This is a genomic window from Arenibacter amylolyticus (assembly GCF_002150785.1).
GTDB lineage: Bacteria > Bacteroidota > Bacteroidia > Flavobacteriales > Flavobacteriaceae > Arenibacter > Arenibacter amylolyticus.
Map to the genome: position 1 here is coordinate 30,013 of NZ_MTAZ01000008.1, position 26,119 is coordinate 56,131.

Genomic DNA, 26,119 nt, shown 5'->3' on the forward strand with positions numbered 1-26,119 from the left:
TTTTCACCCTCCATTCCAGGGTATAATCAAGGATTGTGCTACTTGTGATACGTCTATCACATGGAACGCTAACAGCCCTATAGATTATGCTTTTAGCAGATTTACAGGGATACCTGGGGGGACCTTCACAAATGCCGTTAGACGCTACCCTCCAAATTTGCCCCACAGAAGCAATGGTAGGTACAGGGCATAAGACTATTAGAAGTAATAACACATACTAAAGCAAAGTAGGTACCTAGGCATGAACAACCTGAAGCACCCACTTCACCTATAACCACTTAAATTCTATACTTATACAAGTCGTTAGGAGGCTAGCGACTTGTAGTATTTTGACCATTATTTGGGAAGGAGCTTTTTACAGCATAACTTTATTTACACTTGTCGGCTATCAAAAAAGCCTAGTTGTTGCTATAAAAAGCTCCCTTATAATTGAATTACAATTCCCTAACCCAAATATTTCTAAAACTTACCCTACTGTTATCCCCATGGTCTTGTAGTCTTAGGGGGCCTTTTCCATGTGGTGGATTTTTAGGCCATCCCACATAAGGAGTAGTTCCCTTTATCTCTACATGGTCTTGTATCACCACCCCGTTGTGGATAACGGTAATAGTGCCAGATTTTGTTTTATCGCCCTGCTCATTAAATTCCGGAGCATGGTAGATGATATCATAACTATTCCACTCCCCACTAGGTACCGATGCCATGGCTAGGGGCGTATGTTGTTTATAAATGGAGCCTACTTGCCCGTTTACATAGGTGTCATTATCGTTATTATCCAATATTTGAACCTCATACAAGCCTTGTAAAAACACCCCACTATTGCCCCTACTCTGTTTTTCACCCTGGATATCCTTGGGAGATTTCCACTCTAGGTGCAATTGAATGCTTCCAAAATCCTGAACGGTCTGAATGTCCCCAGTTTTATCGGCAACCGTCATGCTCCCATCCGAATTCACGTGCCATTTGGCTTTGGAGCCATCCTTGGTACTCACCCAATTATCTAAGTTATCGCCATCAAAAAGCACAATGGCATCACTTGGGGGCTCTAGAAAAGCAGGGGTAGACTTTACCACAGGGGGTATAGGCTTGTACACTTCCGTTTCTTCGGGTGTGGTAGGCTCGGCACCCTTATATTCCTCATGAACCACTCGCTCATTGGATTGCATATTAGATGCAATGGGTTCCATGGCATCTACCGTTACCTTTTCCTTGCAGGCGACGGAAAGCAATAAAAAAAGTGGGATATACGTAAAAGTAAGTTTCATAAAAGTATGGTTATTTGACTTAGTCCAAAGATTTGATCTTTATATTTCTATAGGCAACGATATCTCCATGGTCTTGCAGACCAATTTTTCCGGTTGGATATTTCCCAAAATGATCGGAGCCCTTAAATTTGGATTTATCCACTAAGGCTTCCCATCCTTCCCCATTTACCGGGAAGTTAATAATCTCCTTGCCATTGAGGACCACACTGCCTTCATTGGTTTTGTGGTTTACTGTAAGCACGCAGGTATTCCATTCCCCAGCCGGCTTGGTAACATCTTCACTAGGCCCAACCATATCGTACAAAGCGCCTGCCTGACGGATAGGTCCGTTTTTGGCATCGGGGTGTTTTTTATTGTCCAAGACTTGAATCTCTGGTCCAGAAAGGTAGGCCTCGTTCAAGCTCTCTATTTCTTTCACTCCCCAAAAGATTCCGCTATTTCCCCCTTCAGAGATTCTCCACTCTAGGGAAAGAACAAAATTGGTAAAGCTCTCCTTGGTCACTAGGTTATACTTCTCCCCTTTTTTACGCTCTTTAGGCGGATAGAACACCATTGCGTTATCCTCTATTTTCCAAGCCTCACCAACGCCTTCTTCTAAATATCGCTTCCAAGAATCAAAATTGGTCCCGTCAAAAAGCACCTGCCATTCTCCCGAGTTTTCGGATGCACTGGCAGCTGTTTCCGTATTTGTAGTGACGTCCGAATCTGGCAACGCCCCGTCTTTTTCCTTTTTTTCCTTGCAGCCCATCACCAAAACAGCAATTAAGGCAGTATATAATAAGTTTTTCATAGGTAGATTTTTATAAGTTTTTAATGACCCTATGTAAACTCGCCTAGCGGCAATGAAGTTCACATAGCTTTATTCGCATCCCGAATATATTCCGATACGATTATAGTCCCAATATTTGTTTAAGCATTTCTTTGTCTGTTTTGGCTCCTGCAAAATCATCAAATGTTTTTTCGGTGGCCTCAATAATATGGTCTTGGATGAATTTAGCACCTTCCCTTGCTCCTTGCTCTGGACTTTTTATACAGCATTCCCACTCCATTACTGCCCACACATCACATCCGTACTGGGTAAGTTTGGAAAAAATGGTTTTAAAATCTATCTGTCCATCCCCCAAGGAACGGTATCTCCCAGCTCGATTTCCCCAATCGTTATAGCCCCCGAACATACCTTTCTTTCCTGTAGGGTTAAATTCGGAATCCTTCACGTGGAACGATTTTATAAACTCGTGGTAGTGGTCTATATACGCGATATAGTCTAGTTGCTGAAGCACAAAATGACTTGGATCGTAAAGTATATTTACCCTTTTATGGTTTCCGGTAGCTGCCAAAAAGCGCTCAAAGGTATCCCCATCGTGAAGGTCTTCCCCTGGATGGATCTCATAACAGACGTCTACCCCCTCCTTATCAAAGTGGTTAAGAATGGGAAGCCATCTATTGGCCAATTCCTCAAAGCCCATTTCCACCAAACCGGCAGGGCGCTGTGGCCAAGGGTGCATGGTATGCCATAATAGGGATCCGGAAAAAGTAGCATGCGCTTTTAATCCCAACCTACGGCTGGCGGTTGCCGCCTTTTTCACTCTATCTATTGCCCATTCTGTACGAGCTTTGGGGTTATTCCTCATGTTCTCTGGCGCAAAACTATCGAACATCGTGTCATAGGCAGGATGTACTGCTACCAATTGCCCCTGCAAATGCGTAGACAATTCGGTAATTTCCAACCCATAGGAGTTGATCTTTCCTTTAAGCTCGTCACAATAAGTCTGACTCTCTGCTGCCTTATCTAGGTCTATCAGAAAATCTACCCAGGTAGGTATCTGTATTCCCTTATACCCCAGATCGGATGCCCATTTACATATACCATCCAAAGAATTGAACGGCGCTTTTTCATCTATAAATTGTGCCAAAAATACGGCTGGCCCCTTAATTGTTTTCATGTATATTTATCTATAATTAATTGTTTCCAAAAGCATTGAAGCGAATATGTCCCTTAAGTGAATAATAAGGATGCAACCCAATAAGCTCCCTAATTTACTTCTTAACGCACATCTCCACGATCCAATAATGAGTTTGCCAACATTTCCTTCCGCCTATTTTCTCTTCCCTCTTTATTGTTCTTATCAACTATTAAATTGCCTTTTTAGGTTAATATATTTAATATTTTAACCCTATATTTAAAGAACAATAAACAATTGTTTCGCCAAAGCGAAGTCATAAATATAAGGAAACCCCAAGAATAATCAGAATAATAAAGCATGGAATCAACCAACGATAAAAGTCGGCTTAACACCCACCATGGAAACCAACAGGGTCTTCACAACAACAACCTCCCCCATTAAACTGAACAACAAGACTTTAACTACCTAGGGAGTAAGCGCAATTTATCGGTGAAATAAAAAGAAGTGATGCATACAACGATGGAAAATAGATCAGCTAGAAATTTATGGGAAACCTTTGTGGAAGCCCATCCAGAATTTGCCGGTTTGGAAGCAGAGGGCACCCTTCAATTTTTTGAAAACGAACAGGACGCCGACAGGCACGCCTCTTTAGTACTCAATCACGGCAAAACAGCTACTTCGTACTCCTTAGTGGGACTACAATGTAGGCAGGAGTCATTGCCAAAAACCGGATCGTTTTTAATTGTAGTCGATGGCCGGGGCAGCGCCCAATGTGTAGTGCAAATTACGGGCTTCACGCTAAAACCGTGGTACAGTATTACAGCGGACCATAGCAGGCGCGAAGGATTTAGCTCCCTTGAGGAATGGAAAAAGACCTATTGGGATTATTTTTCCGAAGAACTAGCGCACCATGGCCGCTCCCCACAGGAAAGCATGATTATAGTCTGTGTAAATTTCGAAAAAATATATGGGTAAGCGCACAAGTTTGCACAAAAAAAAGGCTGCCTAGTTTGGCAGCCTTTTTTGGTTTTTGAGTGGTAATCCTTATTTAAGATCTACCCAAACATTTCCTTTTTTATTAGATTCCACGGTACTTTCTATAAAATCCATTCCACGGACCGCATCCAACATTGGAGGGAACTCTCCATCATTGTATTCTTCTCCGCGGATAGCCCTAGCTACCCCTTTATAGATATTACCCATAGCATCGAATATTCCTTCTGGATGCCCTGGAGGTAACTTAGTACCGTCTAAGGACAGTTCAGAGTTATAGGCGTGTCCTGGTTTAAAAATCTGCAAGGGCTCCGTATCGCTCTGTACCTTCAGGTAATTTGGATTCTCCTGCTCCCATCTTAATCCGCCTTTGTCCCCGTAGATGGCAATGGCAAGACCATTCTCTTCTCCGGTGGCAACCTGACTAGCACGTACAATTCCCTTTACATGCTTGTCCATACGCACTAAAATAGTACCATCTACATCCATTTGATTATCATCGTACAGATAATTAAAGTCGGCCAAAATAGACTTTATTCTCAATCCGGTGGTATACTCCACCATATTAAAGGCATGCACCCCAATATCTGCAATACAGGAACTGATACCTGCTTTTTTAGGATCTAAGCGCCAAACAGTGGATCGCTTTTCCTTATCGTGGATAATAGAATTTATCCATCCCTGATAATAACGCACATCTACCTTATGGACTTTTCCAATGGCTCCTGCCTTAATCATTTCTCGCATCTGACGCACCATAGGATACCCCGTATAGGTGTGGGTAATAGCCAATATAGCGTTGGTTTTTGCCTGGGCCTCCTGTAAAACTAGCGCCTCCTCATAGGTGGTGGTAAAAGGCTTTTCACAAATTACATGAAAACCGTTCTCCAATAATTTTTTGGCCATTGGAAAATGCAGGAAATTTGGTGTAAGAATAGAACATACCTGGATACGCTCTTCCTTGGGCAATTTTAATTCTTCCTCCACCAAGGTGTCAAAATCCTTATAAATCCTATTGGTAGGAATATCTATCTCCCTGGCAAAGGCAAGACTCTCTTCGTGGTTGGGGTTAAAAACCGCTCCCACAATTTCATAATTATCATACATTTGAGAAGCTACCCGGTGCAATATTCCGATAAGGGAATCGCCCCCTCCTCCTAAAATACCTAATCTTATTTTTTTAGCCATATGATTATTTTTACTGATTTATTCTTTATACTCAACTTCTTCGTTCTTAAAAAATATGGTGAACAAGATCATCACCCCAAATGCAAAAATAGCAGGAAAGGTCCAAATATCAACCCAGCTATGCACTCCTTCTTCTATAATATAACTATCGGTAATTTCTCCTGCAACCCAGAACCCTATCAACATACCCACTCCGTAGGTAGCCAAGGTAATTAGGCCTTGTGCGGCACTTTTATATCTTTCTCCTGCCTTGGAATCCGTATAGATCTGCCCGGAAACAAAGAAGAAATCATAACAAATTCCGTGTAACGCAATTCCTATAAGCAACATATACGCTTGGTCTCCCGCATCCCCAAAGGCAAATAACAAATACCGAACGGTCCATGCCAACATTCCGGCAATAAGCGTCTTCTTAATTCCAAACCTCTTAAAAAAGTAAGGAAGTAATAACATAAACAATACTTCCGACGCCTGTCCGATGGTCATTTTCCCAGTAGGGTTTTCCATCCCAATTTCGGATAAGAAAGGGTTGGCATTTTGATAGTAAAACGCAAGCGGAATACATATTAAAATAGAAGAGACGAAGAAAATTAAAAAGTTTCTATCCTTTAATAGTTTTAAGGCATCCAACCCCAAAATTTCGGATAGGGAAGGCTTTTCGTTCTTATTAACTTTTGGGGGCGTTTTTGGTAAGGTAAAACTGAAAAGCCCCAACACGGCCGAAGCAATAGCTACCATTAGGAAGGTATTCCTTAACATCCCCGCTTCCCTAGCGGCTTCGGAATCCCACACAAACACATAACTAATAACCAAACCTGCAACAATCCACCCTATGGTACCAAAAACACGAACAAAGGAGAATTCCTTGGCCGGATTTTTCATTTGGTTAAAGGAAATGGAGTTCACCAACGCCAAGGTAGGCATATAGACGATCATATACCCCAGCACATAGGGATAAAAAGAAGCAAAGTCTACCGACGTATACATTTGATACATCAATACCGCCCCCAACAAATGCAGAATCCCCAGGATACGTTCCGCATTAAAATACCTATCTGCAATTAGACCGATAATAAACGGCGCAATTATGGCCCCCCAGCTCTGTGTGGAAAATGCCATGGCCGTTTCGGCACCAGTGGCGTTGAGATTATTGCCCAAAAAGGTGCCCAAGGTAACAAACCAGCCTCCCCAGATAAAAAACTCCAGGAACATCATAAAAGAGAGCTGTGACTTAATTCTTAAATTCATACGTTAATATTTATTAATTTAAATGACGGTCTTAATTTGCCCGCGTCTAACTGCATAGGTTAAACCGGGCTATGGCTGGTTAATTATGGTCCAGGCATGCACGCTCCCCTCCCTATGGAAGCCACCTCTTTAAAACCAAAGAGCGCAATGACCGTTTACGAACTATAATTCAGGTCATTGCACTCCTTAAATTTTATTTTGGTTGCGAACAAACCCCTTAACGGAGTCTACATACCTACTAGGAGTGCTTAATTAAGCTCACTCCCTGCTTTTATAAGCAGATCCCTAGTGGCCAATATACCTTCTTCTTCACTTAATTCACCACCTTCGTACTCTACACCAATATACCCGGTATAGCCAGCATCCTTCACTATCTTCAAAATTCTGCGATAGTCAAGATTTCTCTCGTTCCCCTCCTCGTCAAAAACGTTGGACTTGGCACTTACCGCTAGGGCATGTGGCATTAGTTCTTTCATTCCCTTGTAAGGATCGTACATGTCGGCACATCCAGAAGCAGTTCTTTCGATACAGAAATTTCCAAAATCTGGAAGTGTTCCACAGTTTTCCATACCAACTTTGGTCATTACCTCGGCCAATAAAGCCCCATTGGAAGAAAGTCCGCCATGGTTCTCTACCAGCACGTTGATGTTCTTATCTTTAGCATAAGTAGCCAATTGGGTAAGTCCGTCTACAGAACTAGCTACCCACTCTTCGGGATCGTTGCTTCCAGCAAGATTTACCCTAATAGCATGGCAACCCATGGCTGCAGCAGCATCTACCCACTTGTAATGATTTTCTACTGCCGCTTTTCTCTCTGCCGCATCCGGTGTAGCCAAATTACCTTGACCATCTATCATAATCAGCAGGTTCTTTAAACCGTACTTTTCACTTAGCTCATTATTTTTTGCAACAAAGGCATCCATCGCCTCTTGGGAGAAATTGGATTTTTTCAATTCATCATAATACAATCCGCTTACATACTCCAAACCAGAAAACCCCCATTCCTTCGCTTTTTCGGCAAAAGAGTAAGGATCTACTCCTTCGTTTCTGATCATTCTGTGCATTGACCATTGTGCTAAGGAAAGTTTAAAGAATGGCTCTTCGGAGCTAGCGGTCGCCGCTACGCTCTCCGTATCCTTTGCCTGTTCTTTTGGAGCATCTTTACAAGATAGCATCCCTACGAACAATAATGCCATCACTAATTTAAACCCATTGAGCTTCAAGTTTTTACCTTTCATTTTCTTTTATTATATTAAATTTAAGATTCATCGATAACTACAACGTTGTAGTACCGATCTATTAACAAATACAAGGTTTAAATGTAGAAAATTAATTCTATATTTAACAACTATATTAAACAAACAATTTTCCAGATGAGCAAATTTTATTATAACGAAGAGCAAGAGTCTTACGACGCTATCGTCGTAGGTACGGGGATTAGCGGAGGTTGGGCTGCTAAGGAGCTGTGCGAGAACGGACTTAAAACACTGGTGTTGGAAAGAGGGAGAATGGTCAATCACATTGAGGATTACACCACGGCAAATATGGACACTTGGGATTTTCCAAACAATGGGGAACTGACCCCCGAGGAAAAGGCCAAGCAACTTAAACAAGCCCGTACCGGTTATACGGTAAAGAAACCACACAACCATTGGTTTGTCAATGATTTGGAACACCCTTACAATGAAACCAAGCGATTCGACTGGATGCGGGGCTACCATGTTGGGGGGCGTTCCCTCACCTGGGGAAGACATAGTTACCGCTGGTCGGACATCGATTTTGAAGCCAATAAGAAGGATGGCATTGCCGTGGATTGGCCCGTTAGATACAAGGATATTGCCCCTTGGTACGACAAGGTGGAATCTTATATAGGCGTCTGTGGTGAAAACCTGGGCTTGCCGCAACTTCCGGATGGCCAGTTTTTGCCCATGATGGATTTAAACTGTGTAGAACAACACTTTAGGGAAAAAGTTGCCGAAAATTTTGACGGCAGAGTGGTCACTGCAGGTAGGGTGGCGCATATTACGGGCGACAAAGAGTTTGAAGGCCGTACTAAATGTCAGTTTAGAAACAGATGTATACGAGGTTGTCCTTTTGGCGCCTATTTCAGTAGTAATTCCTCTACGCTTCCGGCAGCCGAACGCACCGGAAATCTAACCTTAAGACCAGATTCCATCGTTACCGAGGTAATCTACGATCCCAATACCAAGAAGGCCAGTGGGGTAAAGGTTATTGATAGAGTGACCAAGGAGACCTATGAGTTTAAAGCCAAGGTGATCTTCCTTTGTGCTTCGGCCATAGCCTCTACCGCCATATTAATGCAATCCAAATCGGACCGCTTCCCCAATGGACTGGGGAACGATTCGGACCAATTGGGAAGAAACATTATGGACCACCATTTAGGTGTTGGAGCAAGCGGTAAATTTGATGGATTTGACGATAAATACTATAAGGGTAGAAAACCAAACGGCATTTATATTCCAAGATTCAAGAATCTAGGGGGAAAATCCAATGCCAAGGATTATATCCGTGGTTTTGGTTACCAAGGAGGTGCCAGCAGGGGGAACTGGGAAGAAACCATCGCCGAGGTTTCCCACGGTAAAGATTTAAAGGAAGCCATTTTGAAGCCAGGGGGCTGGACCTTTGGAATGATGGGCTTTGGAGAAGTACTTCCCTACGAGGACAACCGTATGACCTTAGATTACGATAAGCTGGATGGATGGGGCCTACCCACCGTTACTTTTGACGCGGAGTTTAAGGAGAACGAGTGGAATATGCGTAAGGAAATGAAGGAGCAGGCCGTAGAAATGCTAACCAAAGCGGGGCTGCGGGATGTACAATCGTACGACAACCCGGGAGCGCTAGGGCTGGGCATCCATGAAATGGGAACCGCCAGGATGGGCAGGGACCCAAAAACATCGGTGTTAAACGGCCACAACCAAATACATGCCGTTCCCAATGTATACGTAACGGACGGGTCTTTTATGACTTCTGCAAGTTGTGTAAACCCCTCTTTAACCTATATGGCCTTTACGGCCAGGGCTGCTAACCACGCCGCCCAAGAACTTAAAAAAGGAAATCTATAATGGATAGAAGAAAAGCATTACGGAACATGGGGCTGTCACTAGGATACGTAGTGGCCACCCCCACATTATTGACCCTAGTACAAAGCTGTAAACAAGATACCGCCTTGGTATGGACCCCAGACTTCCTAAGTAAGGAAGAGGGGACGGTACTCACCACTTTGGTAGACATCATTCTTCCAAAAACGGACACGCCTTCGGCCTCCGAAGTGCAGGTGCATCTTTTTATTGATCGCTTTGCAAACGAAATTATGGAGCCCGAACAAAAGGAACTCCTTAAAATGAGCATGGGCAAGTTTATAGACAAAGCCCTAGCGGATTCTGGAAAAACCAGTAAGGACAACCTTACCGCCGAAGATTTAGAACCGGTATTGGCTGCTGCACTCAGCACTTCCAAAGAAGAGCAGGCTAAATATTTTGAATTGATCTCTGCCTATACCGAGGCCGTTCGGGAACAAAAAACCGCTTCCTTAGACGACGAAGTATCCAGGTTTGCCTTTGCCAACAATTTACGAGGGTTAACCATTTGGGGGTATAAGACCTCCGAATATGTAGGGGAAAACGTGCTGGCATATATGCCTGTTCCAGGTGAGTATATCGCTTGCGGAGACTTAGAGGAATTAACCGGTGGCAAAGCATGGTCGCTCTAAAATATATTGCAAATTGAGAAGAAGAGATTTTATACAAAAAACCGCCCTCAGCAGTGGGGCGGTTACCTTAGGGGGATCCTTAGCTTACGGTTCCCCGTTTGGCCAAGGACAAAATAAACATACGTTTAACCTTAAATACGCCCCACACTTTGGCATGTTCAGGAACGTTGCTGGCAACGATCCCATTGACCAATTGCATTTCATGGCCGAGCAGGGTTTTACCGCGCTGGAAGACAATGGAATGATGGGTAGGGATGTGGCCCTACAAACCAAGATTGGGGATACCCTGGCAAAGCTTAATATGACCATGGGAGTTTTTGTAATAGACAAAGGAGGCAACATGGCCAATACTTTGGCGGCCGGCAAAAAGGAAAATGTAGATATTTTTCTGGATGGCTGTAGAAGGGCGGTAGAGGTTGCCAAACGCGTTAATGCCAAATGGATGACCGTAGTTCCTGGCGCCTATGACCGAAGCCTTCCCATAGGAATACAGAATGCCAATGTAATTGAAGCCCTAAGAAAAGGCGCCGAAATACTGGAGCCCCATGGTTTGGTGATGGTATTGGAACCTCTTTCAGATTCTCCGGACCTTCACTTACAGACTTCAGAACAAACCTATTTAATCTGTAAAGGAGTAAACAGTCCCTCCTGTAAAATTCTGTACGACATATATCATATGCAGAAGAATGAAGGCCACCTCATCCACAATATGAATCTTACCTGGGATGAAATTGCCTATATTCAGGTAGGCGATAATCCTGGCCGAAAAGAGCCTACCACTGGGGAAATCAATTATAAAAATGTCTTTAAATACTTATATGATAAAGGATTTAAAGGAGTGGTTGGTATGGAACACGGCAACTCCAGACCCAACAAGGAAGGGGACCTAGCCGTAATCAATGCGTATAAAGAGGTAGACAACTTCTTATAAACCTGCAACCATACTGTTAACTAAGGTTTTTTAGAAAGGACTCCCTGAATGGCGATAATATGCTAGCAGCTGTGCCACATGAAGCGACGAAGAAAACAAAGGACATGGAATACAGCAATTGTATTCCATGTCCTTTGTTATCACACTATATGAGATTGTTTTTAAATGCTCCTAGGAGGGACTGTCCATACCGTTCAGGTGAGCTTGCCCGAACTTGTCTAGGCGGGCTTGCCCGAACTGAATAGGCGGGCTTGCCCTGAGGTAATTGACTTTAGGAGCCCTAAAAAGTTAAGTCCCTATTTTAATAATACGCCAAAACGTACGACCCAATTAATGCAAAGTAGTTATGAATTACCAGCATGGTTTTTCCTTGCGTTAGGTAGTTCCCCCGAAACCCATTCACAAGAAAAATTCCAATACCGACGGGTTAGTCGTGATTATCAATCCTACTAAACATTGGCGGTAGTGTAGAAACTACAACCTGTTCAAAATTCAATGAACAGACCCCGAATTGGATCGCACTTTATTTGGCTGTATTAAGTCTTATTTAAATAGTTAAATTCCGTAGCTTATTTACGTTTTTCTATAGCTGAATGCCCCAGAAACCACCCTTATCTTTTCCAGTCCTCCTCATTCGTTCTAAGTTCAGCCAAATCCGCCGGACTCTCCATTTCGCTATGTGTGGCAATCTGTTCCTCCGAACTCATAGTTTCCTCGTCCGCTGCAACGGCAATAAATAGTGCTAACAGCAATCCAATAAAAAAAAACACACATTTTCTCATCACCCTAAAATTTTAAATACCTAGGTTACACATTAAAGATTTAAAGGGGATTGGGGAACATCAAATTTATAGGAAACATCCAGTTAAAATCTAACATATTGTATAGTTGGTATAGTATCCTGTATGAATGGTAAGAGCGTTTAAAAAACTCCCGAAATGCCTATGATGGCTATACTAATAGAGATCGGCAATGTATTAGAATCCTTCCCAATCTTACCCCTTTTCTTGCCATTTACACTCGAAACAAATCCATTGATACAAAACTTGCTTATCAAGTAGACAATGGATTATAATTTAACTATCTTACCTTGGTTATGTTAGAAGCGGTATTAGTAGACGACGAAATTAAAGCACTCCAAAGTCTTTCTTGGGAGCTCACCAATTTCAGCAATGATATTAAGGTGATAGCCTCCTTTACAGATCCTTTTGAGGCACTGGAGTATTTACAGCATTATACTCCAGACTGCTTGTTTTTGGATATTGAGATGCCCACTATGGACGGATTTCAATTTATCCAAAAACTTCAAAACAGGGATTTCCCTGTGGTCATTACCACCGCCTACAACCAATACGCCATTAAGGCCCTTAAACACGAGGCAATAGACTACTTACTAAAGCCTATTGATACGGACGATTTAAACTTGACCATAGCCAAGATCAGAAAGTTTAACGACAAAAATGATACCTATTCCAAATTGGAAAAAGTATTGTTGAAATTTAATTCAGATTCGCAGCACAGGAAAATAACCATCAACACAGATGGGAAATTATTATTTTTAGAAAGCGATGAAATTCTCTACGCAGAATCAGATGGGAATTACAGCACCCTATTTTTAAGTGACGGCCAGAAAATTCTGTTGACAAAAAAACTGAAAGAGGTAAATGAACTTTTGCCGAAGGATACTTTTTTTAGGATTCACAATTCGTTCATCATCAATATGCACAAGATAAAAGAATTCATAAAAACCGACGGCTATGTTATTCTTCAATCCAATCACAAAATTCCAGTATCAAGACAAAAAAAGTCGGATTTTCTGGATTTAATTTAGTTTAACCACAAAAATCCAATTTTTTGAAGTTGGCCATTTCCCATAAATACGCACCGTTAACTATTAAGTCACGCTTATTTTGGGCACTGCTTGTGTGTTTAACTCCTCTTACATCCTTCTCCCAAGAGGTGCCAGAATCCTTTAAAAAACGTAGCGATAGCCTAATCCAAGCAGCACCAACCACCTACCAACAGTTAGATAAGGTACTGAGACCCTATAGGACCGACACCATTTACATGCGCTATTTCAGTAAGGCCGCTGCCCATAAGCAATATTATGATGGTGAAGCCTACGCCCTTAATCAATTGGGACGAAAATACAGGGAAATTGCCCTTTTCCCCAAGGCCATTGCCCTCCACACACAAGCCCTGCAGGCGGCAGTAAAGGCAGATAACTTGGAGTTTAGGGTCTACAGCCTAAACATGCTGGGGGTAATTTACCGGAAAAGCGATGCCATAAAAATTGCCCTAGATTACCACCAAGAGGCCTTGGACCTAGCATACACTGCTCAAAATCCCTCCATGGGCATTAAAAGAAGCATCAATGTTTCCTTAAACAGCATTGGCAATCTTTACCAAACCTTAAGACAGTACGATATAGCCATCGCGCAGTACAAAAAATCCATGGCCCTAGAAAGGGAGCTAAACAATAAGTTGGGCTTGGCTATAAACTATCAAAACATTGGGGATTGCCTAGAAGAACAAGGGCAACTAGCAGACGCCCTTCACCACTATAGAACCTCCTTGGAATACAATAACGAAATTAACAATGATAAGGGATTAATTATTTGCAAAAACAGCATCGCCCAAGTATATATAAAACAAAACAAACCCGAGGACGCCCTTTCCATTCTAGAGCCCAATCTATTGGCAGCGGAGGAAATTGGAAATAGGTTTATTGCCACCTCCATCAACCTTAATATAGGATGGGCACTTTTAAAACTTAAGCAGTACGCAAAAGCCCAGGAATACCTTAACAAAGGTCTGGAAATGGCCCAAACCCATCACCTACCCAGCTTTATCTCCAAGGCTTTTACCCTATTATCGGAATTAGCCACCCATAAAGCAAATTATAAAGATGCCCTGGTATATTATCAAAAGGCAGAAAGCCTAAATGTTGCCATCAATAGTGAGGTGAACCGTAAATATATTTACGATCTCATCATAAAGTATGAAACGGAGAAAAAGAATAATGAAATATTGAATTTAGCGAGCGAAAATCTCGAAATAAACCACCGACTAAGGAGAAACAAAAACATGCTCCTCATAGGTTCCTTGGGAATGGCCCTATTCACCTTTCTTTTATACATCCTTTACCGCCAGAAGGAACTGAAAAGTGAAAAAAAGATCCTTACCCTGGAGCAAAGCATGCTACGCAGCCAGATGAATCCTCACTTTTTGTTCAACTCCCTAAACTCCATCAAGTTATATATTATTAACAACGAGAAGAAAAATGCCGTTCACTACCTAAATAAGTTTTCCAAATTGGTGCGTAAAATCCTAGAAGCCTCTTCGGTAAAGGAAATCTCACTTTTTGATGAGCTAGAGACCATAGAGCTCTATATGAACATTGAAAACATCCGTTTTTCCAATGAAATAAATTTCTCCATCACCATAGAAGACCCCATCGACCCGCATACCGTGAAAATTCCATCTTTAATATTGCAACCCTTTCTGGAAAATGCGATATGGCACGGGCTCTCTACCAAAGAAGGCGAAAAAAACATAGATCTAAGAGTAAGTAGGGAAGACAACCACTACATACAAATAACCATTACAGATAACGGCGTAGGTCGTAAAGCTTCCGAAAGACTAAAGAAAAATAAGGTTCTGAAAGGAAAATCCGTGGGAATAGACATTACCAAAGAGCGCTTGGCAAACTTTTCCAAAGATTTTGAACACAATTTTCAGGTAGAAATTATAGATCTATATGATGACAATAAGCAAGCCTTGGGCACGCGAGTAGTACTCCACATCCCTACGACTTAGTATGCTCCTTGGCTACTTCCTCCAATTCTGCATACCATTTTTCGCCAAATTTCCTGATTAGTCCGTCCTTTACAAACTTGTAAATGGGCACTTGCAATTCGCTTCCCAATGAACAGGCCGCATCACAAATTTCCCATCTGTGGTAGTTTATGGCCGTAATTTCGGAATATTCCATTACCCGTATGGGGTATAAATGGCAAGAAACCGGCTTTTTAAACTTCGTTGCACCTTCTTCATACGCCTTTTCAATACCACATTTTGCAGTACCGTTTTCCGTAAATATAGCATAGGCACACTCACTTCCATTTACCAACGGAGTCTCCCAGCCCCCATCCTCTCCCTTAATAAAGGCACCTTGCTTTTCAATTTCGGCGATCCCTTCGGGTCTTAGAAATGGTTTAATATCCTGATAGATATCTACCAGCACTTCGGTCTCCCCCTCCTCCAAGGGCGCCCCCGCTTCTCCATCAACACAGCAGGCTCCCTTGCAAGCTGCAAGATTGCACACAAAATCATTCTCTATGATCTCTTCCGATACTATTGTTTTCCCCAGTTGGAACATACCTCAAAATTAAACCACAAATATACCCCTTTACATGGATAATTTCGTTTGAATTAAACGTAGATTTGCAGCTGCAAACCAAAAAGGGTTTTGTACAACAATTAGCATGCTGTTTTAAATGAGCTTACATTTTAATTTTAGGGAAATCCTTACAGCCAGTATGGTCCTTTTTGCGGTTATAGATATCGTAGGAAGCATACCTATTATTATCAACTTACGAAATAAGGTAGGTCATATACAATCTGGAAAAGCCAGTTTGGTCTCTGCCCTGATTATGATTGCCTTTTTATTTGTGGGTGAAGAAATTTTGAAATTAATTGGCATTGACATCAATTCCTTTGCCGTAGCAGGTTCCTTTGTAATTTTCTTTTTGGCCCTGGAGATGGTTTTGGGCATCACCCTCTATAGAGACGATCACCCAGAAAGCGCCTCCATTGTCCCCATTGCCTTCCCCTTAATCGCTGGGGCTGGAACGGTTACCACCTTACTATCGCTGCGGGCGGAATACTATGTAGAGAATATCATTGTAGCCATTATAATAAATGTTATTTTTGTTTACATTGTATTAAGATCCTCTCAAAGAATAGAGAGGATATTAGGTAAAAATGGACTTAATGTTATCCGTAAAATATTTGGTGTGATTTTATTGGCCATCGCCGTAAAGCTCTTTACAGCAAACATTAACCAGTTATTTTAGGGAGCGTTAGAAAATTGATCTGATGAACAAAATATTATTAGGAGTACTTATCGTATTGGGCTTGGCCCTTATTATCTTTAATATAACCATGGTAGATTTTGACGCACCTTTGGAAGGTGACAGCATAATTGCCTTGATCGGAATTGTGGCATCGTTATGCGCCATCGCATTATTGGTTATTTATTCGATCTCCAAAAAGATTGAAAAGAAAATGAAGGAGTAACACACTCCTTCCCTTTTAGAGTCCGTGGCAACCCTGCCGGTAAGCACTACTACTGAGGCTTTTTTTTATACCATAGGAACCAATTTATTATTTATTCTACCTCTAGGTTTTTATCCGTAAGAACCGTGGTGTTTTGGCCGCTCCCATCGCTGTTTGCCCCATCCAGCTCCAGCACCTTAAGCACCATATCATCGGTACCGCTGAGTATTTTGGCATGGGCATTCGCATCGAAAAGCTGGGCTGCCAAGGCCGCCTTTAAGTATGTTTTAATACTTTCCTCGTGGGCGTAAAAGTCTATATTGATGCTTTTGGAAAAATAGGTGACAAAATTTTCAAAGAAGATATCGTCTACCACATACTCTTCTATAAAGGATTCTTTATTGAAGCGATCAAAATATTCCCGGTGTTCATCGAGATAGGTAAATACGAAAAACGGGATAAACTGGAAATTCATACTGGCAATCGCCTCCGACTCATTGGAGCCAATGGGCACAAAAACATCTGGAATTATTCCCCCGCCACCATAAACCACTTTCCCCTTTGGGGTTTTAAACTTTAGGGAATCGGCCACCTTAATACTATCTACGGAAAGCAACTCACCGTTATGGTAGCGGTCCATAAATTTTTGGTAGTAATCCCGATTTCCATTTTCGTAGGATTTCTGTATAGAACGCCCAGTAGGGGTGTAGTATCTGGATACTGTTAATCGTACGACCGACCCATCACCCAGATCCATTTCGCGCTGTACCAGTCCTTTGCCAAACGACCGGCGACCTACTATGGTCCCAATATCATTATCCTGTAGGGAACCTGCAATAATTTCACTCGCCGATGCAGACTTCTCATTAATCAGCACATAGACCGGTTTATTCTTAAAATGTCCCTTACCAGTAGCAAATACACTGTCTATTTTCCCCCTTTTGTTCTTGGTAAATAAAATCAGCTTGCCTTCGGACAAAAATTCATCAGCCATTTTCTCGGCAATCCCTAAATAACCACCCGGATTATCCCTGAGGTCTAGGGTTAGTTTTTTAGCTCCCATGGCCTCCAGTTGGCGCAGGGCTTTCTTAAACTCTCTATAGGTAGACTCTGCAAATCTATTTACTTTTAAATACCCCATATCTGGAGTAAGCATAAAATAAGACTCAACGCTTTTAATGGGTACCACGTCTCGCTCTACAACTACCTTAAAGAGTTTATCCTCTTTTTTTCTATACACTTGTAATTCTACCGGACTCCCCTTTTTCCCTTTCAATTTTTTTACCACCTCGTCATTAGGGACTCCCAAACCAAACAAGGTATCCCCATCGGCCATAAGGATGCGGTCTCCCTGCTGAATACCTTTTAGATAACTAGGACCATCCTCTACCGGTCGGATTACCGAAATAGTATCTTTGTACATATAAAAATTTACCCCGATCCCCACAAAATCGCCCTTCATATTCTCGGAAACCTTCGTCATATCCCTTTTGGGAATATAAACGGAATGCGGATCCAATTTTTCAAGGATATTATTGACGGTTACATCTACAATACTATCGGTATTTACCTCGTCTACATACTCATAATCTATAAAGTCTATCAGCCTATTGAGCTTGTCTTTATTGGAGTTTTTGGTAAAAAGCTTTTTGGAAGAATCATTAAAGTGCAGTTTTCCACCAATAAAAATACCAATGGCCAATGCCAAGGCAATGATGGTGGGCCATATAAAGGTATTTCTGCGCTTCATTTCTTAAATTCTTATAGGGTATTTACGATTTCTGGCATCTGAATAAGCTCTACCCCCGCCTTTTTCAAAAACTGTATACCAGCATCATCTTTGTACGCCTTTTGATATACTACACGTTTTATGCCAGATTGGTGAATTAATTTACTGCATTCCTTACAGGGCGAGAGGGTAATATACAGGGTGGCCCCTTCGCAAGATTGCGTAGAGGCGGCTACTTTAGAAATAGCATTTGCCTCGGCGTGCAATACATACCATTTGGTATATCCTTCTTCGTCCTCACAAATATTCTCAAATCCGGTAGGGGTGCCGTTATAACCATCCGAGATGATCATCCTATCCTTTACAATTATTGCCCCCACCTGTTTTCGCTCGCAATAGGAGAGTTTCCCCCACTCGCTCGCCATACGCAAATACGCTCTATCGTATTTTTCTTGCTTGCGTTCCTTCATTGTAATTATATCCACTTAAATTATCTTCCTTACAACTAAGACTCCTGCAGACTACTTCAATTTATTTTGCAGTTGCCATGAACCCATAAAGGAAAAGTTGATTTACTGGGTGGAAAATCCTTCCCACACTCAAAATTAATGCATTTTATGAATTAATGGTTTTAATTACCGTTAAGGTTTATAAAATTCCTGTCAACCGAAAATAGTAGCATCCATAGACACTGGATCAATTACCTCCATACTGAAGAATATTTGATTAAAAAGAACCTGTTTAAACTTTATTGTTTTCTGAAACACTTCTACTAACAACAAAAGGTAATTCTTCGCTAAAAATGCCACGTTCAGGCCGGGAAAACTGGAAATACCTAAGTGCTCCCAAACCCTATAAAGGATCTAATCCAAACTGGGGAAACTACGCATCCTCCTTCGCTCCAAAAAATCAAATCAGGGCTTAAAACACCATCCTTTTATTGACTGAAAATCGCGTTTTCACCTTTTTATAGGCACCACTTCGGGGATCCCCAATTGGGTAATTTATTCATAACCAGCCCCTCTAAATTTATTATTTATAATTATTCTAAATAATTTTAAAATAAAAAACAGCCGCTTTATATTTGCCACCTAATTTAAATTAAGTCTAAATAAGATGTATAATAAATCATTGCTCCTACTCGCCGCATTTTGCCTTCAATGGGGATTTGCGCAAGAAGGAAAAATAAGCGGAAAAGTATTAAACTCGGACCAGGATGCTATTTCCTATGCCTCGGTAATATTGGAGCCGGCTTCCATTGGAACGGCAGCAGATGAAAACGGGAATTTTTCCATAAACCATCTAAATCCAGGGCAGCACACCCTTAAAATAAGCTCTGTTGGCTATCAACCTCTATTAAAAACAATAACCCTTGGAGAAAACGAAACCGTGGAACTAGTAGTTAGTCTCAGGGACGGCATGGAATTAGACCAGGTAGAAGTATTTGGGAACCGCTATGAGCATCCAGACAAAATAGAGGCCCTTACCAGACTACCCCTAGCCCCATACGAACAAATACAAAGTATCTCTATAATCTCCCAAAAACTGATAGAACAACAAGGGAATCTCACCATCTCCGATGCTACCAAAAACGTTCCAGGGGTATATACCTTTGCAACCTACGGCAACAAAAGGGAAAGCATGTCCTCTAGAGGTTTTAGAGGGATCCCCATACTTAAAAATGGGGTTCGGGTACATTCCGATTTTAGAGGGGTAGGGATTTTAACCGATATGCAAGGTGTAGACAATATTCAGGTGCTAAAAGGCGCTACTGCCATCACCCAGGGTGTTGCCACCGATTTGGGAAGCCCTGGAGGGGTTATCAACATCGTAACCAAAACCCCTATATATCAGTTTGGAGGTAATATTTCCTTACGCTTAGGCAGCTTTGGACAAGCAAGAACCACCTTTGATGTTTACGGCCCCTTAAACGAGAAGAAGGATCTAGCCTTTAGAATAAACGGGGCCCTTGAGCGCTCCGATAGCTTTAGAAAAGGTGTGGGCTCGGAAAGATTCTACATCAACCCATCCCTAGAATGGCGTATAGACGACAACACCACCCTTAGCATGGAAATGGATTATATGGATGATAGCAGAACCCCGGATGTAGGTACGGTAAACTTAAATGAAAATGATATCAATGCCATTTACAATATGCCATACCACCGGTTTCTGGGGTATAAGAACGACAAATCCATCACTCAAAACTCTACCTACGCCCTTAGATTTAAGCGCAACCTCAGCGAAAAACTAAGCCTACAGGCCGCCTATTACAAATCCAGTTTGGATCTGGATGATAAGGGAGCAAGTTTGGGCAATGTGGTAGCCGATGACAACGGAACCCCCCAATACGAATTGCGAAAAAGGGGATATTCCGTTTCAACCAGAAAAGACAACAACAGCGTTTTACAATTTGATCTGGTGGGAAACAAATTAAAGACTGGAGGCATTAGCCACACTTTTCAGGTCGGATTTGATTACAGGACCACTTCCTTTAATACGTTTAACCAAAGCGTTGCAACCGTAGATACCATCAATGTATTTACAGGGATAAGCAATACTTTGCCAGGGGCGTTGGCTTTCGGAGCCGCCAATGAAGCTGGGTCTTCCTCTAGATCTATTGGATTTGTTGCCCAGGATGTTATCACCTTAAACTCCTGGTTAAAAACATTTTTAGGGGTACGCTATAGTACCACACAAAGCAGTACTGCAACTGAAACTACCAATAGCAATGCCTTTAATCCGCTTTTTGGACTTGTTTTACAACCCGTAAATAACCTGAATGTTTTTGCCTCCTATACCAATAGCTCCTACCCAAGAACCGCAACCCGTTTAGACGTGGAAGGAAAGGAATTAGGAAATGAGCGTTTTGACCAATTGGAAGCGGGTATAAAAACGAATTGGTTGGATAACAGACTAAGATTCAATTTCACCTTCTTTAAAATTAACAATAAGAATATAAATCTTGCCGTTTACGATGAAAACTGGGTTGCCACAGGTTTCTATGAAAAAGGCGGGAACGACGAGCGAAAAGGGATAGAAGTAGAACTTACCGGAAGGATCCTAGATAGGCTAGAGGTTATTACAGGCTACTCGTATATCGATGCACAGTACAAAGAACACAATGCCTATGTTTTTGGTTCTTCTCCGCTAAACACTCCTAAACACACCTTTAACGCTTATGCCAATTATGGTTTTAAAGGAAGGTTAAACGGCCTATTTCTAGGTGCGGGAGCCTACTATACCGGGGAAAGACCTATTAACGATTGGAGCTCGGGAGCCATCACCCATGAAGGGATAGTTCCTAACCAAAAACCTTTTGATGTAGCGGCCTATACTATGGTGAATGCCCAGGTATCGTATCAATTGGACCAACATTGGAACTTTAGGTTCCTAGTGAACAATGTATTGGATGAAATTGGGTACAATGCCTACCGCACCAGGTACATAAACCAAACCGATCCTAGAAATTTTGCAGGGGTAATTACGTATTCCTTCTAAGCGATCAACCAATTGTTTATAATCTATTAGAGTTGCGGGGTGTTACCCCGCAACTTTTTCCCTAAAATGGTGTTTCAATGGTAAAAAAGAAATCGGCCAACCTAAGAAAGTTTATCAACGACATTCATTTGTGGTTAGGCCTTTTCAGCGGGATTATTCTATTTATTATTTGCGCTACAGGAACCATCCTTACCTATGAAAAGGAAATTAAAGCCCTTTTTGCACAAGACCCCCAAGTGACGGCCATTGGCAAAAAACATTCCTTGGATGAGTTGGTGGTGATTTTAAAGGCCCACACCAAGGGGCTGGTCAGCAGGGTTAGTATTGAGGAACACCCAGAGGCCCCCTATGCATTTGTTGTAAAAAAAGATCCTAAGGAAAAAAGGGGAAGCACCTATTTTATGGATCCCTATACCGGAGAAATTTTACATAACAAACAAAATCCGGCAGATGGCTTTATGCTGACCATATTTAAAATGCACCGTTGGCTGCTTTTGGATATTCCCTATGGAAGACCTATCGTTGGAATTGCTACCATCATTTTTATTATCCTAAGCATTAGCGGTCTAATACTATGGTTTCCTAAAAGACTAAGGTGGAAAAATTTAAAAACGGGGTTCAAAATAAAAACCTCCGCCAATTGGAAACGCATTAACCACGATCTTCACAATACCCTAGGATTTTACGCCTGTGCTTTTTTATTGATCATGGGCATTACCGGCCTATGCTGGTCTTTTGAAGGTTACCGCGAAGGCTTGGGCAAGCTGCTTGGCACCCCCATTTTTGGGAGGAACAATAGTAAGTTACAGCACCATCCCCCTAAGAAAGAAGCCCCTGCCATCAATTATGAAGACGCCCTCATCCTGCTAAATGAGAAACTGCCCTACAACGGAAAAGTCACTATGTATTTTCCAACCGAAAAAACCCCCTATTACACCCTTAGCAAATACGATGAAACTAGCTGGATGCCCTCCGCCTCAGATACCTATCTGATAGATCGCTATGGGAACACCCTTCAGGAAGATCTTTTCAGCAACAAACCGTTTAATGTTAAGCTTGCCAGCCTGATTAAACCCTTGCATACGGGAGAGATCTTTGGAGGCTTCTCCAAGTTCATCTACTTTTTGGCTTGTCTTATCGGTACCAGCCTGCCCATTACAGGGACACTCATTTGGTTTAATAAGTTAAAAAAGAAAAAGGGTTCAAAAAGGTGCTAGACCCTAAATCAGAAATTAAGAATTGTACTAAAACGCCATTGTAATGGTAAAAACAAAAGGCAATAGCGAGGATTTACCGGATACTACTATGAATTGCTACCCAACTTAGTTGGACAGGAGATTCAAAAAAAAATGGTATTGATTTAAGCCCCCTTAAATGTATAAGCTACTTCAACTGCAAGCCTAGCCTACCAAATAATTGCACCTCATATTCAACCAGGAACGCTTCTACCTACACCCCTTATGCAATCCCAAACCATAAGGGATTTAAGGGGCAGGTACCTACTACAAGCCTCTTTCCTGCTGAATGGTCTCGTAAGCCTTCTGAACTTCCTTAAACTTCTCTTCGGCTCCTTTTTTAATGGCTTCGTTTTGGGTATTTACCCTATCTGGGTGGTATTTTTTAGCCATGGCTCTATACGCTTTTTTAACCTCCTCGTCCGTGGCCGATTTATTTATCTCTAGAATTTTATAGGCGGTATCGGCCGATTTTATAAACATGGCCTTAATACTTTCAAAATCGCCCATACTCACTCTAAAATACCCGGCAATTTCCCTGATTTTATCAATTTCGGCCTGCCGAACCGTTCCATCTGCTTGGGCAATTCCAAAAAGGAAATGCAATAATTGCAATCGCACCTCATACCGGGTACGCTGATTTAAAAACGTACAGATTTTTTCTGCCGAAACCTCCCTCTTCTTAACCACCTCGTTAAAGGTCCTAAAAATGGCATTGGCCTTGTCTTTTCCATAGGCACCAACAAAGTACTGACGCACATAATCCATTTCGCGCTGACTCACCACTCCGTCTGCTTTAATCACTATAGAGCAGAGCGACAATAGGTGAAGCTCAAAATCTTCCGGACTTACAGATTGCCTAGTGAAGTCTTGAAATACGGATCGGCCCCCCGAACTGCCCTTATTATTAACGCCGTCTATAAAACTACCAATAAAATATCCTAATATGGCTCCGGGAAACCTAAACAAATAAAACCCCAATATGGCGGCAATCCATTTTATCATCTTCACGTAAATTTGGGCAAAGATATAATTTTACCATAGAACGGAAGGTTTAATGAAAAGTTAAGGTATTCTAATGGAGTGCACGAAAATGGTTATCTTTGAGGCACTTATTAATAATCATACAAAAATAACATATATGTATCCTGCAGAATTAGTAAAACCGATGAGAGAAGACTTAGCATCAGCTGGGTTTGAAGAACTATATACCGCGGAGGCAGTGGAAAAGGCCATCAATAAAGAGGGAACCATTTTAGTAGTGGTGAACTCCGTATGTGGTTGTGCCGCAGCTAATGCCAGACCGGCCGCAAAAATGAGCCTTCAAAATGCAAAAAAACCTACCCAATTGGCTACGGTATTTGCTGGAGTAGACAAGGAAGCAGTAGATGCTGCTAGGAATCTAATGGTTCCCTTCCCCCCATCTTCTCCAAGTATGGCTTTGTTTAAAGATGGAGAGTTAGTCCATATGATAGAGCGCCATCATATTGAAGGTAGACCTGCAGAAGTTATCGCAGAGAACCTAATGGAGGCTTACAATGAATTTTGCTAACCCCATGGCTCTAAAATAAGCACTCAGAAAAATTTAATTCAAAAACCGCTTTGTAATAGGGCGGTTTTTTATTTTTGTAAGATGCAAAAAATAATCGCATACCCCCTATCCCTACTATACCTGATCCTATTTGGAGCAACCCTGCTCCTGTTTCACCCTATACAATGGATCTGTTTTAATTGGTTTGGCTATGAGGCCCATCGAAAAAGTGTGGCCCTTCTAAACCTTTGCCTAATACGTTGCACCCATGTGCTGGGCACCACCTACTCCTTTAACAATCCCCAAACCATCCCCACGGATAGACCCACTATTTTGGTTTTAAATCACCAGAGTATGCACGACATATCCCCCATTGTTTGGTTTATGAGAAAGCATCATCCCAAATTTGTCAGTAAGATAGAACTGGGAAAAGGCATTCCCAGTGTATCCTATAACTTAAGACATGGAGGTTCTGTACTAATCAATAGAAAAGATAGCAGGCAATCCCTTGCCCAAATTGCCAAACTGGGCAAATACATAGAAAAGCACAAGCGGGCTGCCGTCATATTCCCCGAGGGTACCCGAAGTAAAACTGGCGAACCTAAGAAATTTCATACCACCGGTCTAAAAGTGCTTATCAAAAAAGCACCCTCTGCCTTAATAGTACCCATTAGTATTAACAACTCCTGGAAGATGTTGAAATACGGCAAATTCCCCTACGGTCTTGGGAACCACCTGCGCTTTGAGGTACACCCACCCATGGAAATTACGGATAATATAGACGAACTTCTCGCGGAAGTAGAGCAGACCATTACCCAACATATAAAAAACTAATAATGACCCGTACAGAAATTGTTGAGGAAACCATCAACTTTGTTAAGGAAGCGATGCAGGGAGCCGAAGGCGGACACGACTGGTTTCATATTCAGCGTGTTTTTAAAAATTCCCTCCTAATCGCCAAGGATGAGAAAGTGGATGTTTTGGTCGTGAGTCTGGCGGCTTTGTTGCACGATATTGCCGATTCAAAATTCCATGAGGGGGACGAATCCATTGGTCCCAAGATGGCGAAGGCATTTCTACAAACCTTACCCCTAAAGGAAGCGACCATTGAGCATGTTATAAAAATTGTAGAAAACGCTTCCTTTTCCGCTAGCCTAAATCCCAACCAGGTGTTTACCTCCAAGGAATTGGAGGTGGTACAGGATGCAGACCGTTTAGATGCCATTGGCGCCATTGGCATTGCCCGTGCATTTAATTATGGCGGATTTAAAAACAGGGAAATGTATAATCCTGAAATTGCCCCCAACCTAAAAATGACCAAGGCGGAATATAAAAAATCCAACGCCCCGACCATCAATCATTTTTACGAAAAATTACTGCTCTTAAAGGAAAAGATGAATACGGACACCGGAAAACGATTGGCTGAAGAGCGACATCAGTTTATGCTTCAATATTTGGAGCAGTTTTATAAGGAATGGAACGGCAAGGCATAAGCCAATCAACCACCTTACTTCCTATTTATTAGAGTTTCTAGGCTATTTTTTTTGTATCTTATACTGTATTTACCCTAAAACGGACATG

24 protein-coding genes are annotated in these 26,119 nt (G+C 41.9%); 13 read left to right on the plus strand and 11 right to left on the minus strand.

The annotated features are described in order from the left end of the window. Positions 1 to 434 precede the first annotated feature (434 nt). The 3 genes from BV214_RS04985 to BV214_RS04995 all read right to left on the minus strand — a co-directional run bounded on the left by BV214_RS04985 (position 435) and on the right by BV214_RS04995 (position 3,208). The gene (locus tag BV214_RS04985; protein ID WP_394334914.1) at positions 435 to 1,265 is read right to left on the minus strand and encodes a 3-keto-disaccharide hydrolase; all 831 of its coding nucleotides are present in this window, start codon (positions 1,263 to 1,265) and stop codon (positions 435 to 437) included. Positions 1,266 to 1,284: 19 nt separating this feature from the next. Further along, positions 1,285 to 2,055 carry a 3-keto-disaccharide hydrolase gene (locus BV214_RS04990; protein WP_086476397.1) on the minus strand — a complete coding sequence of 257 codons (771 nt, stop codon included), beginning with the start codon at positions 2,053 to 2,055 and terminating at the stop codon, positions 1,285 to 1,287. 100 nt (positions 2,056 to 2,155) lie between these two features. Continuing rightward, entirely contained in the window at positions 2,156 to 3,208 is a 1,053-nt protein-coding gene (locus tag BV214_RS04995; RefSeq protein WP_086476398.1) for a sugar phosphate isomerase/epimerase family protein, read from the minus strand. 468 nt (positions 3,209 to 3,676) lie between these two features. Here BV214_RS04995 and BV214_RS05000 point away from each other — a divergent pair, with 468 nt between their 5' ends. Then, positions 3,677 to 4,144, plus strand: a complete 468-nt coding sequence (locus BV214_RS05000; protein WP_086476399.1) for an ASCH domain-containing protein — start codon at positions 3,677 to 3,679, stop codon at positions 4,142 to 4,144. A 69-nt stretch (positions 4,145 to 4,213) separates the two neighbouring features. Here the strand turns inward: BV214_RS05000 and BV214_RS05005 are convergent, their stop codons facing one another. From BV214_RS05005 to BV214_RS05015, 3 genes are all read right to left on the minus strand, one after another. Then, positions 4,214 to 5,350 carry a Gfo/Idh/MocA family protein gene (locus BV214_RS05005; protein ID WP_086476400.1) on the minus strand — a complete coding sequence of 379 codons (1,137 nt, stop codon included), beginning with the start codon at positions 5,348 to 5,350 and terminating at the stop codon, positions 4,214 to 4,216. Between the two features lie 18 nt (positions 5,351 to 5,368). Then, positions 5,369 to 6,598, minus strand: a complete 1,230-nt coding sequence (locus BV214_RS05010; protein WP_086476401.1) for a nucleoside permease — start codon at positions 6,596 to 6,598, stop codon at positions 5,369 to 5,371. 248 nt (positions 6,599 to 6,846) lie between these two features. Continuing rightward, positions 6,847 to 7,836, minus strand: coding sequence for a sugar phosphate isomerase/epimerase family protein (locus tag BV214_RS05015; protein ID WP_086476402.1), 990 nt, complete (start codon positions 7,834 to 7,836; stop codon positions 6,847 to 6,849). 135 nt (positions 7,837 to 7,971) lie between these two features. On the opposite strand from BV214_RS05015, the gene BV214_RS05020 reads away from it, so the two are divergent. From BV214_RS05020 to BV214_RS05030, 3 genes are read left to right on the plus strand one after another with little or no spacing between them, the layout of a single operon-like run. Continuing rightward, complete coding sequence (locus BV214_RS05020) at positions 7,972 to 9,684, plus strand: GMC oxidoreductase (protein WP_086476403.1); 1,713 nt, start codon at positions 7,972 to 7,974, stop codon at positions 9,682 to 9,684. Beyond that, complete coding sequence (locus tag BV214_RS05025; RefSeq protein WP_086476404.1) at positions 9,684 to 10,331, plus strand: gluconate 2-dehydrogenase subunit 3 family protein; 648 nt, start codon at positions 9,684 to 9,686, stop codon at positions 10,329 to 10,331. Before BV214_RS05020 ends, BV214_RS05025 begins: the two co-directional genes overlap by 1 nt. A gap of 13 nt (positions 10,332 to 10,344) precedes the next feature. Next, the gene (locus BV214_RS05030; protein WP_086476405.1) at positions 10,345 to 11,262 is read left to right on the plus strand and encodes a hydroxypyruvate isomerase family protein; all 918 of its coding nucleotides are present in this window, start codon (positions 10,345 to 10,347) and stop codon (positions 11,260 to 11,262) included. Between the two features lie 611 nt (positions 11,263 to 11,873). Here BV214_RS05030 and BV214_RS16725 read toward each other — a convergent pair. Then, positions 11,874 to 12,044, minus strand: coding sequence for a hypothetical protein (locus tag BV214_RS16725; RefSeq protein ID WP_176328458.1), 171 nt, complete (start codon positions 12,042 to 12,044; stop codon positions 11,874 to 11,876). 314 nt (positions 12,045 to 12,358) lie between these two features. Between BV214_RS16725 and BV214_RS05035 the strand changes: the two genes are divergently transcribed. Together BV214_RS05035 and BV214_RS05040 are read left to right on the plus strand one after the other, a co-directional pair. Beyond that, positions 12,359 to 13,093, plus strand: coding sequence for a LytR/AlgR family response regulator transcription factor (locus BV214_RS05035; RefSeq protein ID WP_086476406.1), 735 nt, complete (start codon positions 12,359 to 12,361; stop codon positions 13,091 to 13,093). Positions 13,094 to 13,116: 23 nt separating this feature from the next. After that, the gene (locus BV214_RS05040; RefSeq protein ID WP_245806749.1) at positions 13,117 to 15,081 is read left to right on the plus strand and encodes a tetratricopeptide repeat protein; all 1,965 of its coding nucleotides are present in this window, start codon (positions 13,117 to 13,119) and stop codon (positions 15,079 to 15,081) included. Here BV214_RS05040 and BV214_RS05045 read toward each other — a convergent pair. Next, positions 15,071 to 15,643: a DUF3109 family protein gene (locus tag BV214_RS05045; RefSeq protein ID WP_086476407.1), complete on the minus strand. Its 573-nt coding sequence runs from the start codon at positions 15,641 to 15,643 to the stop codon at positions 15,071 to 15,073. The two genes, BV214_RS05040 and BV214_RS05045, sit on opposite strands and share 11 nt — an antisense overlap. 118 nt (positions 15,644 to 15,761) lie before the next feature. On the opposite strand from BV214_RS05045, the gene BV214_RS05050 reads away from it, so the two are divergent. Together BV214_RS05050 and BV214_RS05055 are read left to right on the plus strand one after the other, a co-directional pair. After that, positions 15,762 to 16,340 carry a MarC family protein gene (locus BV214_RS05050; RefSeq protein ID WP_086476408.1) on the plus strand — a complete coding sequence of 193 codons (579 nt, stop codon included), beginning with the start codon at positions 15,762 to 15,764 and terminating at the stop codon, positions 16,338 to 16,340. 22 nt (positions 16,341 to 16,362) lie between these two features. Further along, positions 16,363 to 16,563 (plus strand): hypothetical protein, encoded by a 201-nt coding sequence (locus tag BV214_RS05055; RefSeq protein WP_086476409.1) that lies wholly within the window; start codon positions 16,363 to 16,365, stop codon positions 16,561 to 16,563. A gap of 91 nt (positions 16,564 to 16,654) precedes the next feature. Here the strand turns inward: BV214_RS05055 and BV214_RS05060 are convergent, their stop codons facing one another. After that, entirely contained in the window at positions 16,655 to 18,292 is a 1,638-nt protein-coding gene (locus BV214_RS05060; protein WP_086476410.1) for a S41 family peptidase, read from the minus strand. A gap of 11 nt (positions 18,293 to 18,303) precedes the next feature. Further along, positions 18,304 to 18,741: a deoxycytidylate deaminase gene (locus BV214_RS05065; RefSeq protein ID WP_086476411.1), complete on the minus strand. Its 438-nt coding sequence runs from the start codon at positions 18,739 to 18,741 to the stop codon at positions 18,304 to 18,306. Positions 18,742 to 19,387: 646 nt separating this feature from the next. Here BV214_RS05065 and BV214_RS05070 point away from each other — a divergent pair. Next, the gene (locus BV214_RS05070; RefSeq protein WP_086476412.1) at positions 19,388 to 21,772 is read left to right on the plus strand and encodes a TonB-dependent receptor; all 2,385 of its coding nucleotides are present in this window, start codon (positions 19,388 to 19,390) and stop codon (positions 21,770 to 21,772) included. 77 nt (positions 21,773 to 21,849) lie between these two features. After that, positions 21,850 to 22,989 carry a PepSY-associated TM helix domain-containing protein gene (locus BV214_RS05075; RefSeq protein ID WP_086476413.1) on the plus strand — a complete coding sequence of 380 codons (1,140 nt, stop codon included), beginning with the start codon at positions 21,850 to 21,852 and terminating at the stop codon, positions 22,987 to 22,989. A 285-nt stretch (positions 22,990 to 23,274) separates the two neighbouring features. Here the strand turns inward: BV214_RS05075 and BV214_RS05080 are convergent, their stop codons facing one another. Continuing rightward, positions 23,275 to 24,012 carry a TerB family tellurite resistance protein gene (locus BV214_RS05080; RefSeq protein ID WP_086476414.1) on the minus strand — a complete coding sequence of 246 codons (738 nt, stop codon included), beginning with the start codon at positions 24,010 to 24,012 and terminating at the stop codon, positions 23,275 to 23,277. Between the two features lie 136 nt (positions 24,013 to 24,148). On the opposite strand from BV214_RS05080, the gene BV214_RS05085 reads away from it, so the two are divergent. From BV214_RS05085 to BV214_RS05095, 3 genes are all read left to right on the plus strand, one after another. Beyond that, a complete protein-coding gene (locus BV214_RS05085) occupies positions 24,149 to 24,559 on the plus strand; it encodes a BrxA/BrxB family bacilliredoxin (protein ID WP_086476415.1) in 411 nt (136 codons plus the stop codon). Positions 24,560 to 24,640: 81 nt separating this feature from the next. Next, on the plus strand, positions 24,641 to 25,372 hold the full coding sequence (locus BV214_RS05090; RefSeq protein WP_086476416.1) for a lysophospholipid acyltransferase family protein: 732 nt from the start codon (positions 24,641 to 24,643) through the stop codon (positions 25,370 to 25,372). Positions 25,373 to 25,374: 2 nt separating this feature from the next. Beyond that, a complete protein-coding gene (locus tag BV214_RS05095; protein ID WP_086476417.1) occupies positions 25,375 to 26,031 on the plus strand; it encodes an HD domain-containing protein in 657 nt (218 codons plus the stop codon). The last annotated feature ends 88 nt before the right edge of the window (positions 26,032 to 26,119 follow it).